Source organism: Nonomuraea sp. NPDC003214 (assembly GCF_053590035.1).
Genome location: NZ_JBSFSX010000020.1, coordinates 59399 through 74486, shown reverse-complemented (window position 1 = coordinate 74486; position 15088 = coordinate 59399). Strand labels below are relative to the sequence as shown.

Annotated in this window: 15 protein-coding genes; 8 read left to right on the top strand and 7 right to left on the bottom strand. The window is 71.5% G+C overall.

Annotated elements, in window-relative coordinates:
* Positions 1-39 precede the first annotated feature (39 nt).
* Entirely contained in the window at positions 40-264 is a 225-nt protein-coding gene (locus ACWDXC_RS40270; protein ID WP_219506502.1) for a DUF6458 family protein, read from the top strand.
* Here ACWDXC_RS40270 and ACWDXC_RS40265 read toward each other — a convergent pair.
* The 4 genes from ACWDXC_RS40265 to pdhA are packed head-to-tail and all read right to left on the bottom strand — an operon-like array spanning position 261 to position 4140.
* Positions 261-554 (bottom strand): Dabb family protein, encoded by a 294-nt coding sequence (locus tag ACWDXC_RS40265; protein WP_449991425.1) that lies wholly within the window; start codon positions 552-554, stop codon positions 261-263. The two genes, ACWDXC_RS40270 and ACWDXC_RS40265, sit on opposite strands and share 4 nt — an antisense overlap.
* A gap of 49 nt (positions 555-603) precedes the next feature.
* Complete coding sequence (locus tag ACWDXC_RS40260) at positions 604-2055, bottom strand: dihydrolipoamide acetyltransferase family protein (RefSeq protein ID WP_449991423.1); 1452 nt, start codon at positions 2053-2055, stop codon at positions 604-606.
* A gap of 16 nt (positions 2056-2071) precedes the next feature.
* Positions 2072-3052 carry an alpha-ketoacid dehydrogenase subunit beta gene (locus ACWDXC_RS40255; protein ID WP_449991420.1) on the bottom strand — a complete coding sequence of 327 codons (981 nt, stop codon included), beginning with the start codon at positions 3050-3052 and terminating at the stop codon, positions 2072-2074.
* Entirely contained in the window at positions 3049-4140 is a 1092-nt protein-coding gene (gene pdhA, locus ACWDXC_RS40250) for a pyruvate dehydrogenase (acetyl-transferring) E1 component subunit alpha (protein ID WP_219506509.1), read from the bottom strand. The genes ACWDXC_RS40255 and pdhA overlap by 4 nt, the downstream gene beginning before the upstream one ends.
* Positions 4141-4368: 228 nt before the next feature.
* Between pdhA and purS the strand changes: the two genes are divergently transcribed.
* From purS to purL, 4 genes are all read left to right on the top strand, one after another.
* A complete protein-coding gene (gene purS / locus ACWDXC_RS40245; RefSeq protein ID WP_219506510.1) occupies positions 4369-4614 on the top strand; it encodes a phosphoribosylformylglycinamidine synthase subunit PurS in 246 nt (81 codons plus the stop codon).
* Between the two features lie 221 nt (positions 4615-4835).
* Entirely contained in the window at positions 4836-5222 is a 387-nt protein-coding gene (locus ACWDXC_RS40240) for an ATP-binding protein (protein ID WP_219506592.1), read from the top strand.
* 126 nt (positions 5223-5348) lie between these two features.
* Positions 5349-6032 (top strand): phosphoribosylformylglycinamidine synthase subunit PurQ, encoded by a 684-nt coding sequence (gene purQ / locus ACWDXC_RS40235; protein ID WP_219506511.1) that lies wholly within the window; start codon positions 5349-5351, stop codon positions 6030-6032.
* The gene (gene purL, locus ACWDXC_RS40230; RefSeq protein ID WP_219506512.1) at positions 6029-8281 is read left to right on the top strand and encodes a phosphoribosylformylglycinamidine synthase subunit PurL; all 2253 of its coding nucleotides are present in this window, start codon (positions 6029-6031) and stop codon (positions 8279-8281) included. Before purQ ends, purL begins: the two co-directional genes overlap by 4 nt.
* Before the next feature lie 72 nt (positions 8282-8353).
* Here the strand turns inward: purL and ACWDXC_RS40225 are convergent, their stop codons facing one another.
* Complete coding sequence (locus tag ACWDXC_RS40225) at positions 8354-9262, bottom strand: hypothetical protein (protein WP_449991415.1); 909 nt, start codon at positions 9260-9262, stop codon at positions 8354-8356.
* Positions 9263-9468: 206 nt separating this feature from the next.
* Between ACWDXC_RS40225 and ACWDXC_RS40220 the strand changes: the two genes are divergently transcribed.
* The 3 genes from ACWDXC_RS40220 to ACWDXC_RS40210 all read left to right on the top strand — a co-directional run bounded on the left by ACWDXC_RS40220 (position 9469) and on the right by ACWDXC_RS40210 (position 13682).
* Positions 9469-11472 carry an adenylate/guanylate cyclase domain-containing protein gene (locus tag ACWDXC_RS40220; RefSeq protein WP_449991413.1) on the top strand — a complete coding sequence of 668 codons (2004 nt, stop codon included), beginning with the start codon at positions 9469-9471 and terminating at the stop codon, positions 11470-11472.
* Positions 11473-11506: 34 nt separating this feature from the next.
* The gene (locus ACWDXC_RS40215; RefSeq protein ID WP_449991410.1) at positions 11507-12169 is read left to right on the top strand and encodes a Crp/Fnr family transcriptional regulator; all 663 of its coding nucleotides are present in this window, start codon (positions 11507-11509) and stop codon (positions 12167-12169) included.
* Positions 12170-12236: 67 nt separating this feature from the next.
* Positions 12237-13682: an MFS transporter gene (locus tag ACWDXC_RS40210; protein WP_219506515.1), complete on the top strand. Its 1446-nt coding sequence runs from the start codon at positions 12237-12239 to the stop codon at positions 13680-13682.
* On the opposite strand, the gene ACWDXC_RS40205 is transcribed toward ACWDXC_RS40210, so the two are convergent.
* Together ACWDXC_RS40205 and ACWDXC_RS40200 are read right to left on the bottom strand one after the other, a co-directional pair.
* A complete protein-coding gene (locus ACWDXC_RS40205) occupies positions 13675-14424 on the bottom strand; it encodes a methylenetetrahydrofolate reductase (protein WP_449991407.1) in 750 nt (249 codons plus the stop codon). The genes ACWDXC_RS40210 and ACWDXC_RS40205 overlap by 8 nt on opposite strands.
* A 9-nt stretch (positions 14425-14433) precedes the next feature.
* Positions 14434-15084 (bottom strand): TetR/AcrR family transcriptional regulator, encoded by a 651-nt coding sequence (locus ACWDXC_RS40200; protein WP_449991467.1) that lies wholly within the window; start codon positions 15082-15084, stop codon positions 14434-14436.
* Positions 15085-15088: the final 4 nt, after the last annotated feature.

Here is a 15088-nt window from a genome sequence, read left to right as displayed (position 1 = left end):
GAGGACGTACTAGCTCTTTGCCTGTCGCTGGAGGCCGTCATGGGTGTCGGGGTCAGCATCTTCTTCCTCACGCTCGGCGCCATCCTGAGATTCGCCATCGAGCCCGACGTGTTCGGCCAGAGCGTCCACATGGACGTGATCGGCCTCATCTTCATGATCGTCGGAGGCGCCGGGATCGTGCTGAGCGTCGTGCTCGCGCCCCGGCGCGGCCGCACCTCCGACGACCGGCTGATGCACCGCGAGAACAACCCGCCCGAACTCTAGAGCTCCAGCTGCACCGCGGCGCGTGAGGCCAGGATCGGCTTGACGTGATGGGCGATCACCTTCTGGTGCTCCGGGTGGTCGCGGTAGGTCACGTAGTCGTCCTCGGAGTCGAAGTCGGCGACGACGGCGAACTCGTGGTTGCCCTGGTTGATGCCCGCGTCCATGCCGACCGTGTAGGAGCGGATCTGCGGGATGACGCCCGGCAGCCCGCGCAGCGCGGTCAGCACCCCCGCCTTCTGAGCGAGCGTGGCGTCTTCGGTCCAGGTGAACAGCACGATGTGGCGGATCATGGCGCCACCCTACAGAGGCCGGGAGGGGTCGCCCCCTCCCGGCCCGCGATCAGCTCCAGGCCAGCATCCGCAGCGGGTCCTCCAGCATCGCGCCCACGTCGCGCAGGAACAGCGAGCCCAGCTCGCCGTCGACCACCCGGTGGTCGAACGACAGGGCCAGGGTCGTCACCTTCCGTACGGCGAGCGCGCCGTCGACCACCCAGGGCATGTCCCGTACCTGGCCGAAGGCGAGGATGGCGGACTCGCCCGGGTTCAGGATCGGGGTGCCGGCGTCGACGCCGAAGACGCCGACGTTGGTGATCGTGATGGTGCCGCCCGCCATCTCCGCCGGCTGGGTGCGGCCCGCCCTGGCGGTCTCGGTGAGCTTGCCCAGCTCGGCGGCCAGGCCGGGCAGGGTCAGCTCGTGGGCGTTCTTCACGTTGGGCACCACCAGGCCCCTCGGGGTGGCGGCGGCGATGCCCAGGTTGACGTAGTGCTTGACGACGATCTCCTGGGCGGCCTCGTCCCAGGACGAGTTGATCATCGGGTGGCGGCGGGCCGCCGTGAGCACGGCCTTGGCCACCAGCAACAGCGGCGACACCTTGACCTCGGCGAAGTCGGGCAGCGCGCGCAGCCGCTTGACCGCGTCCATCGTCTCGGTGACGTCCACCTGCAGGAACTCGGTGACGTGCGGGGCGGTGAACGCGCTGGCGACCATCGCCTGGGCGGTCATCTTGCGCACGCCCTTGACGGGGATGCGCTCCTCGCCCGCCTGTGGCCGGGCCGTCGCAGCCTGCTGCTGCGGCTGCGGCGGCCGGGCGGTCGCCGCGTGGACGTCCTCGCGGGTGATCGAGCCGTGGGGGCCCGTGCCCGTGAGGGTGGTCAGGTCCACGCCCAGGTCCTTGGCCAGCTTCCGGACGGGCGGCTTGGCCAGCGCCGCCACCCTGCCCGGGTCCGTAGACGCCGGGGGCTGCACGGACGGGGGCTGGGGGGCGGTGGAGGGCGGGCCCTCCAGCTCCACGCGGGACGGGTTGGCGACCGGGTCGGCGGGGATCGTCGACGGCGCTCTGCGGGTGCGGCGGCGGGCCGCGCCGGTCTTGACGCCGTAGCCGACCAGGACGGCCTGGCGCTCCTCCTTGGGCGCGGGGCTGCCGTGGGCGCCCGGCTCGACGGCGCCCTCCGCCGGCGGGGTGGGCACCAGGTCCTCGGCCAGGGCGGCCGCCTGCCGGCCGGCGGCGCCCGCGGAGCCGCCGGGACCGCCCGGTTCACCCGGTTCGCTCGGTTCGCCGGTCTCGACGGCGATGATCGGCCCGCCGACGTCCACCGTCTGGCCCTCGTCCGCGAGCAGGTCCGCCACCTGGCCGTTCCACGGGATGGGCAGCTCGACGATGGACTTGGCGGTCTCGATCTCGACGATGATCTGGTTGACCTTGACCTCGTCACCCGGCCTGACGTGCCAGCGGACGATCTCGGCCTCCGTCAGCCCCTCGCCGACGTCCGGGAGCTTGAATTCGCGTCGCATCAGTGCGGGATCCCCCTCAGTAGCCGAAGGCGCGGTCGACGGCGTCGAGCACCCGGTCCAGGTCGGGGAGGTAGTGCTCCTCCAGCTTGGACGGCGGGTAGGGGGTGGAGAAGCCGCCGACGCGCAGCACCGGCGACTCCAGGTGGTAGAAGCACTGCTCGGTGATGCGAGCCGCCAGCTCCGCGCCGAACCCGTTGTTGACCGGGGCCTCGTGGACGACGACGACGCGGCCGGTGCGGCGCGCGGAGTCGAGGACCACCGGCGTGTCGAGCGGGTTGAGCGAGCGCAGGTCCACGACCTCCAGGTCGCGCCCGTCCTCCTCGGCGGCCTTGGCGGCCTCCAGGCAGGTCTTGACCATGGGCCCGTAGCAGAGCAGCGTCGCGTCGGTGCCGGGGCGCACCACGCGGGCCCGGTCCAGCGGCGTCCACCAGTCGGTGCTGGTGGTGTCGACCTCGCCCCTCTCCCAGTAGCGGCGCTTGGGCTCGAAGAAGATGACCGGGTCGTCGCTCTGGATCGCCTGCTGGATCATCGAGTAGGCGTCGGCCGGGTTGGCGCACGCCACGACGCGCAGCCCGGCGGTGTGGGTGAAGTACGCCTCGGGCGACTCGCTGTGGTGCTCGACCGCGCCGATGCCGCCGCCGCACGGGATGCGTACGACGACAGGGAGCTTGATCGCGCCGAGCGAGCGCATGGGCATCTTGGCGAGCTGGGTGATGATCTGATCGGCGGCCGGGAAGACGAAGCCGTCGAACTGGATCTCGCACACCGGCCTGTAGCCGCGCAGCGCCAGGCCGATCGCGGTGCCGATGATGCCCGACTCGGCCAGCGGCGTGTCGATGACCCGGTCCTCGCCGAAGTCCTTCTGCAGCCCGTCGGTGACGCGGAACACGCCGCCGAGCTTGCCCACGTCCTCGCCCATGATGAGGACCTTGGGGTCGTCCTCCATGGCCTTGCGCATGCCCTCGTTGAGCGCCTTGGAAAGGCTCAGCACGGTCATCTCTCGAACCCCTCCAGGTAGGCGGCGTACTGGGCTCGTTCCTCGTCGATCAGCGCGTGCGGCTCGGAGTAGACGTGCTCGAACATGGCGAGCGGCTCCGGGTCGGGCATCGCCAGGCAGCGGGCCCTCAGGTCGGCGCCGAGCTGCTCGGCCTCGGCCTCGATCTCGTCGATGAACGCCTGGTCGGCCAGCTCGTTCTTGAACATGTACGACTTGACCCGCTCGATCGGGTCCTTCAGCTTCCACGCCTCCAGCTCGCTGGCCACGCGGTAGCGGGTCGGGTCGTCGGCGCTGGTGTGGGCGCCCATCCGGTACGTGAACGCCTCGATCATGGTCGGGCCCTGGCCCTCGCGGGCGTTCTTGAGCGCGGCCCGGGTGACGGCGAGGCAGGCGAACACGTCGTTGCCGTCGACGCGCACGCCGGGGAAGCCGAACCCGGACGCCCTGCGGTAGAGCGGGATGCGGGTCTGCTTCTCCAGCGGCTCGGAGATGGCCCACTGGTTGTTCTGGCAGAAGAACACGATCGGCGCGTTGAACACGCTGGCCCAGATGAACGACTCGTTGACGTCGCCCTGGGAGGTGGCGCCGTCGCCGAAGTAGGCGATGGTGGCGGCGGTGGCGTCGTCGCGCTGGATGCCCATGGCGTAGCCGACGGCGTGCAGCGTCTGGCTGCCGATGACGATCGTGTAGAGGTGGAAGTTGTGCTCCTTGGGGTCCCACCCGCCGTGGTTGACGCCGCGGAACAGGCCGAGCAGCTTGAGCGGGTCGACGTCGCGGCACCAGGCCACGCCGTGCTCGCGGTAGGTGGGGAAGGCCATGTCGGCGTCGGTGAGCGCGCGGCCGGAGCCGATCTGCGCGGCCTCCTGGCCGAGGAGCGAGGCCCAGATGCCGAGCTCGCCCTGCCGTTGCAGGGCGACGGCCTCCAGGTCGACGCGCCGGACGAGCACCAGGTCGCGGTAGAGGGACCTGACCTCTTCTGGGGTCAGGTCGATGTCGTAGTCGGGATGCTGGACCCGCTCTCCTTCCGGCGTGAGGAGTTGGACGAGCTCCGGGGGTGCTTCGGCACCACGAGAGGCGTCGACGGTCACGTGCCACTCCTGTGCGGTCGGGGCCGGTCCGGACGGGGTTGCCACCGGTGGCCGGCCTTCTGAGCGTCCGGACCATTTGGTGGTGGTTCGTACGCGCTTGGGGCCATCGTGGCAGACGTCACAGCCCTCCGCGCAAGCCCCATGATGTCCCCGTTCCCGTTGTGCCGCACGCAAACACGCGCCGGTAGGCTGTCCTTTGCCAACCCCGCCGTACCCAGGAGGAACGCAGTGGCGCGCGTCATCGTAGACGTCATGCTGAAGCCCGAGATTCTCGACCCGCAGGGCCAGGCCATCGCCCGCGCGCTGCCCCGGCTGGGTTTCTCGGGTGTGTCCGCCGTGCGGCAGGGCAAGCGCTTCGAGATCGAGCTGGAGGGTCCCGCCGACGACGCCGCTATTGCGGACGTCCGAAAGATGGCGGAGACTCTGCTGGCGAACACCGTGATCGAGGACTACACGGTCCGCGTCGAGGCGTAGAACGGCATATTTCACACCTCAAATGGCCTTGTACGGCTAAAGCCGCATTCCGGCGTGCCACAATGCCACGGGTTCGCCAAGCCCAAATAACAACAGCGTGATTTTGCGGTTAGCCCCGATTTCACGGGGAAACCTACTCCAGGTGACATTCCGGAGCCCGGAGGAGTCCGGTGGACATTGAGTTCTCGTTGGCACTGCCCCGGGATGCGATCGGCATCCCGATGGTCAGGCGGGTGCTTGGCGATGCCATGCGATCCTTGCATGTGAGCGAGCCCTGCATTGCCGACATGCTGCTCGCGGTCTCCGAGGCCTGCTCCAACGCCGTGCGTCACGGCGGCCCCGCCAACCGCTACGAGGTCACGGCCGCCATCGGCTACGGCCGCTGCGACGTGCGCGTCGCCGACAGCGGCGGCGGCCTGCCCTCCGTGCCGCTCCACTTCCCGCCCGCCGACACCGAGAACGGCCGCGGCCTGCTGATCATGCGCTCGGTCGTCGACGAGATCTCCTTCGGCATCACGCCCGGCCGTGGCACCACGGTCCATCTGCGCAAGCTGCTCGCCTGGGACGACGCGGCCGAGGCCCGCTCCCGCCAGCTCGCCGCCGTCTGACGTCTCCGCTGGTGCGGGGCGTGACGAGGAACACACGAAAGCACCGGCTACCCTAGGGAGCGCCGCCCGCCGTCCGCCCCGAAGAGACGGTGGCGTGTGCTCATTTCCTCGGAGGGGACGACAGTCATGAGCGCTGCCCGTGTGGGCGTAGTCACGTTTCCCGGCACACTCGACGACCAGGACGCCGCCAGGGCCGTGCGCCTCGTGGGCGCCGAGGCGGTGCCGCTGTGGCACGCCGACCACGACCTGAAGGGGGTCGACGCGGTCTTCCTGCCCGGCGGCTTCTCCTACGGCGACTACCTGCGGTGCGGAGCCATCTCCCGGTTCGCGCCGCTGATGGAGGAGCTCATCCCGGCCGCCCGCGCGGGCCTTCCCGTGCTGGGCACCTGCAACGGCTTCCAGATCCTGTGCGAGGCGCACCTGCTGCCCGGCGCGCTGACCCGCAACGCCTCCCTGCACTACGTCTGCCGCGACCAGCGCGTGCGCGTCGAGTCGACCGACACGGCCTGGACCAACGCCTTCGAGCAGGGCCAGGAGATCACGCTGCCGGTCAAGCACGGCGAGGGCCGCTACGTGGCCTCCGCCGAGACGCTGGCCGAGATCGAGGCCAACGGCCAGGTCGTGTTCCGCTACGTCGGCGGCAACCCCAACGGCGCCATGAACGACATCGCGGGCATCCGCAACGAGGCGGGCAACATCGTCGGCCTCATGCCGCACCCCGAGCACGCGGTCGAGGAGCTGGTCGGCGCCCCGAGCACCGACGGCCTCGGCTTCTTCACCTCCATCCTCAAGAAGCTGGTGAACGCATGACCACAGACTCCGTCAAGCGAGCGGAGAGCACGCCCGACGAGCCGATGCCCTTCGCCGAGCTCGGGATGAAGCAGGACGAGTACGACCGGGTCAAGGAGATCCTGGGCCGCCGGCCCACGGGCTCCGAGCTGGCCATCTACAGCGTCATGTGGTCCGAGCACTGCTCCTACAAGTCGTCCAAGGTGCATCTCAAGCAGTTCGCCACCAAGGCCCCCAAGTCTGACGCGCTGCTCGTCGGCATGGGCGAGAACGCCGGCGTGGTCGACATCGGCGACGGCTGGGCCGCCACCTTCAAGATCGAGTCGCACAACCACCCGTCCTACGTCGAGCCGCACCAGGGCGCCGCCACCGGCGTCGGCGGCATCGTGCGCGACATCATGTCGATGGGCGCCCGCCCGATCGCGGTCATGGACGCCCTCCGGTTCGGCGGCGCCCACCAGGACGACACCCGCCGCGTGCTGCCCGGCGTGGTCGAGGGCATCAGCCACTACGGCAACTGCCTCGGCCTGCCCAACATCGGCGGCGAGGTCGCCTTCGACCCCTGCTACATCGGCAACCCGCTGGTCAACGCCCTCTGCGTGGGCCTGCTGCGCAAGGACCAGATCAAGCTCGCCACCGCCCCCGGGCCCGGCAACAAGGTCGTCCTGTTCGGCGCCTCGACCGGCCCCGACGGCATCGGCGGCGCCTCCGTGCTGGCCTCGGCCACGTTCGAGGACGAGTCGCAGGCCAAGCGCCCCGCGGTGCAGGTCGGCGACCCGTTCATGGAGAAGCTGCTCATCGAGTGCTGCCTGGAGCTCTACGCGGCCGACGTCGTCGTCGGCATCCAGGACCTCGGCGCGGCCGGCGTCTCCTGCGCCACCACCGAGCTGGCCGCCAAGGGCACCGGCGGCATGCACGTCGACCTCAACCAGGTCCCGCTCCGCGATCCCTCGCTGCGCCCCGAGGAGATCCTGATGAGCGAGTCGCAGGAGCGGATGATGGCCGTCGTCCGGCCCTCCGACATCCCGGCGTTCATGGCGATCTGCGCCAAGTGGGACGTTCCTGCCACCGTCATCGGCGAGGTCACCGACACCGGCCGCCTCGTCATGACCTGGCACGGCGAGACCATCGTCGACATCCCGCCCGGCACCGCCGCCGACGACGGCCCCGTCTACGAGCGCCCCTTCCACGAGCCCGCCGGGCAGGCCGCGCTCAACGCCGACACCCCCGACGCGCTGGAGCGGCCCGCCGACCTGCGCGCCACGCTGCTCCAGCTCCTCGGCTCGCCCAACCTGGCGTCCAAGGCGTGGGTGACCGACCAGTACGACCGCTACGTGCGCTCCAACACCGTGCTCGCCCAGCCGGCCGACGCCGGGATGCTGCGCATCTCCGAGGCCATCGCCGGGGCCGAGCCCACCACCCGGGGCATCGCGCTGTCCACCGACGGCAACGGCCGCTACGCCAAGCTCGACCCGTACGCCGGGGCCCAGCTCGCGCTCGCCGAGGCCTACCGCAACGTGGCCGTCACCGGCGCCAAGCCGCTGGCCGTCACCAACTGCCTCAACTTCGGCTCCCCCGAGGACCCCGAGGTCATGTGGCAGTTCGCCGAGGCCGTACGCGGCCTGGCCGACGCCTGCCGCACCCTCGGTGTGCCGGTGACCGGCGGCAACGTGTCCTTCTACAACCAGACGGGCTCCACCGCCATCCACCCCACGCCGGTCGTCGGCGTGCTCGGCGTCATCGACGACGTGGCCAAGCGGGTGCCCACCGGGTTCGTCGCCGAAGGGCTGCGCGTCGCGCTGCTGGGCGACACGGCCGCCGAGTTCGGCGGGTCGGAGTGGGCGCACGTCGCCCACGGCCACCTCGGCGGGCTGCCGCCGGAGGCCGACCTGGAGGCCGAGCGTTCGCTCGCCACCGTGCTCGTCGAGGCCGCCCGGCGCGGGCTCCTGGAGGGCTCCCACGACCTGTCCGACGGCGGGCTGGCCATCGCGCTGGCCGAGGCGTGCCTGGCGCGCGGCATCGGCGCCACCGTGGCGCTGAGCGGCGAGCCGTTCACCGACCTGTTCAGCGAGTCGGCCGCCCGCGCGCTCGTCGCGGTCCGGCCGGAGGCGTTCGACGAGTTCGCCGCCCTCTGCGCCGAGCACGAGGTCCCGTGCTACGGGCTCGGCGTCACCGGCGGGGAGTCGCTGGTGGTGCAGGACGTGCTGGAGGTCCCGGTCTCGGAGCTGCGCGACACCCACACGGGCGCGCTGCCGGCCATCTTCGGCTGATCCACGGCAAAGGGGCCGGTACGGGATGCCGTACCGGCCCTTCGTGCTGTGCCTGGGACTTTCGTGTGGTGCCTAGGACTTCAGGCAGACGACGTAGACCGAGCCTGCGGAGCCGTGGTTGCCGCCCTGGGTCGAGACCTCGGGCTGGGCGCTCTTGCTGTTGACGTCGTAGTCGTTGTTGTTGCCCTTGCTCGCCCGGACCGTCCAGCCGTTGCCGCCGCTGGGCATGCTGGCGGTCACCTGGTAGCGCCAGTCGACGGAGAAGCCGCCGCCGGTCGCCAGGTCGCCGCTCTTGCAGGTGGCCGTGCCGGAGCCGTTCTTGATGGAGGCCGTCTCCACGTAGGTGGAGAGGTTGGCCGCGCCGCCCGGGTCACCCTTCGGGCCCTGGGGGCCGCGGGGGCCGGTGTCGCCCTTCGGCCCAGGCTGCCCGTCCTTGCCGGGGAGACCCGGCTTGCCGTCCTGGCCGTCCTTGCCGGGGGCGCCGGGCTTGCCGTCCTTACCGTCCTTGCCGGGAAGGCCCTGCTTGCCGTCCTGGCCGTCCTTGCCGGGGGCGCCGGGCTTGCCGTCCTGGCCGTCCTTGCCCGCGGGGCCCTGCTGGCCGTCCTTGCCGGGGGCGCCGTCCTTGCCGGGGAGGCCCTGCTTGCCCTGGGGGCCGCGGGGGCCGACGGGGCCGGCGTCGCCCTTCGGGCCCTGGAGGCCCTGGGGGCCGCGGGGGCCGGCCTGGCCGCGGGTGCCCGAGGAGAGGGCGGGCTGGGTCTCGCCGCCACCGATGATCATGCGGATCTCGGTCGTCCGGCACTTGGCCGTCGGGTTGACGATGCGCGCGTAGCGGGACTTCTTGTGCACGCAGGCGGTCACCTCACCGGCCGCGGAGGAGACGGACGAGGCGGTCGCGACGCCACCCACGGTGAGCAGCGAAGCGGCGAGCGCGCCGGCGGAGACGAGGGCGAGCGAGCGCCCACCCCGAACCTTGAGAGCCACGGCTTTCCTTCCGAAGAACAGGTGATGTTCATGTTGAACATGAGATTCACGTTTCAACCGTTCCATCGGATGGCAGAAGTGACATAACGTATCCATCACGAAACACAGCGTGACAAACGGAGCTGACGTCACTTGACGGGTCAAGAAGTGTCGAACGCGTAAAACAACACAGTGGCCCTGCGCCCCGCCCGTGGATAATCAGGGGCGTGTCAGCCCCCTACCTGCCGCCCGCCACGCAACCCGTGCGCGGAGTCGTCTGGGTCATCCATCTGGCGCTGCCCATGCTCGGGCTGTGGCTGCTGCTCGCCCAGCCGGACCTGAACGTCATGTGGCACCACAATCCCAGCCACTTCTGGCTGATCGTCGCCGTGGCCGGGCTGAACGTGGTGCTGGGCACGCTGATCAGCGAGGCGTCGCGGCGGCGGCGGGACGCCCGGCTGTTCCTGGTCTCGATGGTGTTCGTCAGCAGTGCCGGGTTCTTCTTCATGCACGGGCTGGCGACGCCGCAGATCATCCTGCCCAAGGGGTCGCTCGGGTTCGACCTGGGGCAGATGGCCGGGCTCACGGTGGCCTCGGGGTTCGCGTTCGCCTCGGCGCTGCCGCTGGGCGAGCGGGCGGCGCGGGCGGTGCTGAAAGCGCAGCACGCGGTGCGCGGGGCGCTGTTCGGGTTCATGGTGCTGTGGGGGCTGGCCTCGCTGCTGCCGGGCTGGACGCCGCTGAGCCGCCCGCCGGAGGGGTCGCCCGCCGGGTGGGTGGCGTGGGGGTCGCTGCCGGGGCTGGCGCTGTTCGCGGCGGCCGGGGTGATGATGTTCCTGCTGCACCGGCGGCGGCCGTCGGCCATGCTGATCAGCCTCATCACCGCCTACGCGCTGCTGGCCGAGTCGATGGTCGCCGGGATGTCGCAGCTCAACTGGCATCTGACGTGGTGGGAGTGGCACGTCCTGCTGACGTTCGCGTTCGGGTTCGTCGCCTACAGCGCCTACCTGCAGTTCAGGCGGGAGGGGTCGGGCGCCGGGCTGTTCGACTCGGTGACGCTCTCGGCGACGGTGCGGCGCATCCAGCAGGACTACGACCGGGCGCTGGAGGAGCTGGTCGAGCACGTGCGGCGGGGCGAGCCGCTGGCGGCGACCCGGCTGTCGGGCAAGTTCCGGCTGAACGAGGGCCAGGCGGCGGTGCTCGACCGGGCCGGCCGGGCGCTGGCCGACGAGCGGGCGCTGTCGGAACGGCTGGCCGCGCTGGTCGACGTGGGCGCCAGGACCCGCGTCGGCCTGCCCGAGACCGAGCTGCTGGCCACGGCCCTGGACCGGGTCAGGCAGGCGTACGGGGACGTGCGGATCGGGCTGGTCTCCGAGGGCCGCACCCGGATCGGGTCGCGCGAGTATCACTTCACCACACACGCGCCGATCCGCCGCGACGAGCTGGTCGCGTACCCGCTGACGGTGAAGAACCGGCTGGCCGGAGTGCTGGAGGTGCCCGCCGGGCGGGGCGCGCACGACGAGGCGCTGGCCGCCACGCTGGCCGGGCAGCTGTCGATCTCGCTGGAGAACGCCCGCCTCTACCAGGAGCTCGACACGCTCTTCCGCCAGTACATGTCGCCGGACGTGGCCAACGCCCTGCTCGCCGATCCGGGCCAGGCGGCGCTGGGCGGCCGGTTGCAGGAGCTGACCTCGCTGTTCGCCGATCTGAAGGGGTTCACCACGTTCTCGGAGCGGGTGACGCCGGGCGAGATCGTGGAGATGCTGAACCGCTATCACACGGCGGCGGTGCCGTGCATCCTGGCCAACGGCGGCACGATCGTGCAGTTCGTCGGTGACGCGCTGCTGGCGGTGTTCAACGCCCCGGCGGCGCAGGCGGGCCACGCCAGGGCGGCGTGCCGGGCGGCGCTCGCCATGCAGCGGGCCGCCGCCGAGGTGGCGCGGGAGGTGGCGGGGGCGGCGGTGGAGTGGCCGACGTTCCGCGTCGGGGTCAACACCGGGCCCGCGCTCGTCGGCAACATCGGCAGCCCCGAGCTGCGCGGCTTCAACGCGATGGGCGACTGCGTGAACGTGGCGGCCCGGCTCCAGTCGCTGGCCGAGCCGGGCACGGTGGTGATCGGCGCGACCACGCTCAAGCAGCTCGGCGCGGGGGCCCGGGTCGATCCGCTCGGCAGGCTGAGCCTCAAGGGCAAGGAGGAGCCCGTGGAGGCGTACGTTCTCACAGAAATGGCATAGCTGCCCGCCGCTCCGTACGGACATAATCGGGCGCATGACGCCAGAGGCCGGCGAGTTCCTGTCCACGCTCACTCCCGACGAGGTCCAGGCGGTGCTCGCCGCGGGGCGGCCGCGACGGTGGGAGCGCGGGACGACGGTGATGACCGAGGGCGACACCTCCGACTGGGTGCTCGTGCTGACCTCGGGCCGGGTCAAGGTCTCGTCCCATACGAGCGGCGGCACCGAGGTGGTGCTCGCGGTGCGCGGTCCCGGCGCGCTGCTGGGCGAGATGTCGGCCATCGACGGCTCGCCGCGCTCGGCCACGGTGACCGCGCTGGAGCCGGTCTCGGGGGTGGTGATCCGCGACTTCACCGGTTTCCTCCAGGACCACGGGCGGGTGGCCGTCCTGCTGCTGCGGCTGGTCACCGAGCGGCTGCGCGACTCCGACCGCAAGCGGATCGAGTACGGCGCGTTCGACACGACGGGACGGGTGGCGACGCGGCTGATCGAGCTGGCCGAGCGCTACGGCGAGCAGACTCCGGGCGGGCTGCGCGTGGCGCTGCCGCTGTCGCAGGACGAGCTGGCGGGCTGGACGGGGGCGTCGCGCGAGGCCGTCAGCAAGGCGTTGCGGTCGCTGCGCGACCGGGGGCTGATCGAGACCGGGCGGCGACGCGTGGTCGTCCACGACCTGGACGGGCTGCGCCGGCGGGCTCGCTGAACTGTTTTCTAGAATTTCCCTCACCCCGCCGCGAAGTGGACGTACGTCGTACGTCATAGTTGAAGGCATGGTCGCGATCTCCCCCGATCAACATGCCAGGATGCGCTACGCGTGGCGCGTCTGCTCGGTCACCAGCCTGGGGCTCGTCCTCATCGGCATCGCGGGCAGCACGCTCAACGTGGCGCTCCCCGCGGTCGTCCGGCACTTCCAGGCCACGCCGTTCGAGTCGGGATGGATCCTGCTGGCGTTCCTGCTGGTCAACACCGCGAGCCTGGTGTTCTTCGGGCGGGTGGCCGACCTGCTGGGCCGGCGGGAGGTCTACCTGGCCGGGTTCGCGCTGTTCACGGTGGCGTCGCTGCTCGCCGGGCTCTCGCCCGACGTGTGGTTCCTGGTCGCGATGCGGGTGGTGCAGGCCGTCGGGGCGGCGATGATCCTGGCGAACGGGACCGTGATCATCACCGACGCGTTCCCGCCCGAGAAGCTCAGCCAGGGCATGGGCGTCTACATCGGCACGCTGTCGGTGGCCCAGCTCGCCGGGCCCACGCTGGGCGGGCTGATCGCCTCCACCGCCGGATGGCAGTGGATCTTCTGGGTGAACGTGCCCGCCGGGGTGATCGCCGTCGTCTGGGGGGCGGTCACGCTGCGCAAGATGCCACGCGGGCCCAAGCAGCCGGTGGACGCGCTGGGCAACGCGCTGGTGTTCGCCGCGCTGTCGGCCATCCTGCTCGCGCTCTCCGAAGCCGGCTCCGGCGGGCTGACCAGCCCGGTCGTGCTGGCCGGCGCCGCGGTGTTCGTCGTCCTCGTCCCGGTCATCGTGCTGGTCGAGCGGCGGGCCTCGCACCCCGTGCTGGACGTGCGGCTGTTCGGCGGGCGGATGCTGGCGTGCGCCAACCTGGCGTCGTTCTGCAACGCGATCGCCCGGGCCGCGCTGATCCTCGTGGTGGCGCTGTACTTCCAGGCGGCCCGGGGCGTGGACCCGTTCGCGGCCGGGCTCAGCGTGTTACCCGTGCCCGTGGGCATGGCCGTGGCCTCGCCCGTCGTGGGCGCGCTCGGCCGCCGCGTCTCCCCGTACGCGCTGTCGATCGGCGGCGCGCTGATGAGCTCCACCGGCCTGGGCGTGCTGATGCTGACGGCCGACCCCGGCACCCCGTACTGGATCATCGGGATCGGCCTGTTCGTGGCCGGGTGCGGCAGCGGCGCCTTCCTGACCGGCAACACCACGCAGGTCATGGCCGCCCTGCCCAGCGGCAGCCTGGGCGTGGTGAACGGCTTCCGGCTCATGGTGATGAACGTGGGCGTGGTGCTCAGCATCGGCCTGTCGCTCAGCGTCCTGGGCAGCGCCGTCGGGCCCGAGGTGCGCGCCCAGGTCTACGCGGGCACCCTGTCGACGCTCTCGCCGGTCGCGGTGGACCAGCTCATGCAGGGCTTCCAGCGCACGTACGCGGTGCTGTTCGCGGTCGCGGTCGCCGGGGCGGTGCTGGCGGCCCTGGCCCGCTCGCGCAAGGTCACCTGAGGGTCGCCGACAGGCGGGACTCGACGTCGCGGTAGCGGCTGACGGGGATCAGGTGCACCCCGGCGAAGGCGCCGCTGTCGCGGACGGCCAGGACCTGGGCGCAGGCGGCCTCGACGCCGGCCAGGCGGTCGTCGGCCAGCCGGGCGACCAGCTCGTCCGGGATCGCGATGTCGGGGATGGCGGCCGACAGGGCGCGGGCGTGACCGGCGCTGGCCACGACCAGCACGCCGGCGTAGACCGGGACGTCGACCGGGTTGGCCTCGCGCCAGCGCAGCAGCGCCTCCAGCGAGAAGCCGGCCTGGAGGAACAGGAAGTCGGCGGCCCGCTTCCAGGCCGGGAGCGGGCGCAGCCCGGCGGCGGCGCCGACGCGCAGGCCGGGCGAGAACGCGCGGGCCTCGTCGATCATCGAGCGCACGGTCAGGTCGCTGGTGCGGTTGCCGCTGGTCGGCTTGTCGCCGTAGACGAACAGGAACTGGTCCACCCCGTAGGCGGCGGCGGTGAGCAGGTCGCGGCGGAAGCCGAGCAGGTTGCGGTCGCGCGAGTTGAGGCAGGCGATGCTGCGCCCGCCCATCGCCTCGACCTCGTGCGCCACGGCGACGCTGGAGACGGTCGCGCGGCCGATGTGGTTGTCGGGGATCAGGAACGAGTGCGCGATCGTGCTCAGCGTGCCGATCTGGTGGCGGACGCGCTTGAGGTCGGGCGTGGTGGGCGGCTCGATTTCGCATACCAGCTCGAAGGTCATGGCAGGACCCTAGCGCCTGGCCGCCAGGGCTTCTATGCCCGCGAGGACGAGGTCGACGCCGAACGTGTCGTAGAGCTCGGGGTCGGGCTGGACGAGGGGGCCGGCCATCTCCACCAGGTTCGGGTAGGTCGCGGCGGGCAGCGACTGCAGGCCGAGGCGCTTGACCCGGATCAGCTCGGCGACCTCCTCCGGGGTGTTGCTCGCGGTGAAGTGCACCGGGGCGTCGGCGATGGAGATGGCGCTCTGCAGCAGGTATTTGGAGATCAGGCAGCTCTCCTCCATGGAGAACCCGGCGGACCTGGCCAGGCCGAGCGCGTCGTCCCACACGGCCAGGAAGCTCGGCACCGCGCTCTGGTCGACCTGCTCCAGCACGCTCTTGGCGCACGGGTGGGTGCGCAGCACGCGGACCAGGCCGGTCAGGACGTCGCGCAGCCGCTGCTGCCACGGCCGCTCGTCGCCGCGCGCGGGGGCGAACCCGGCGACGAGGTGGTCGGCCATGCCCTCCAGGAGCCGGTCCTTGTTCTTGAAGTGCCAGTAGAGGGCCATCGGCGTGACACCGAGGTCGGTCGCGAGCCGCCTGATGGTCACGGCGTCGAGCCCTTCGGCGTCGCCGATCCGCAGGGCCCGCTCGACGATCGCGTCCGCGGTGAGTTTTCCCATCACG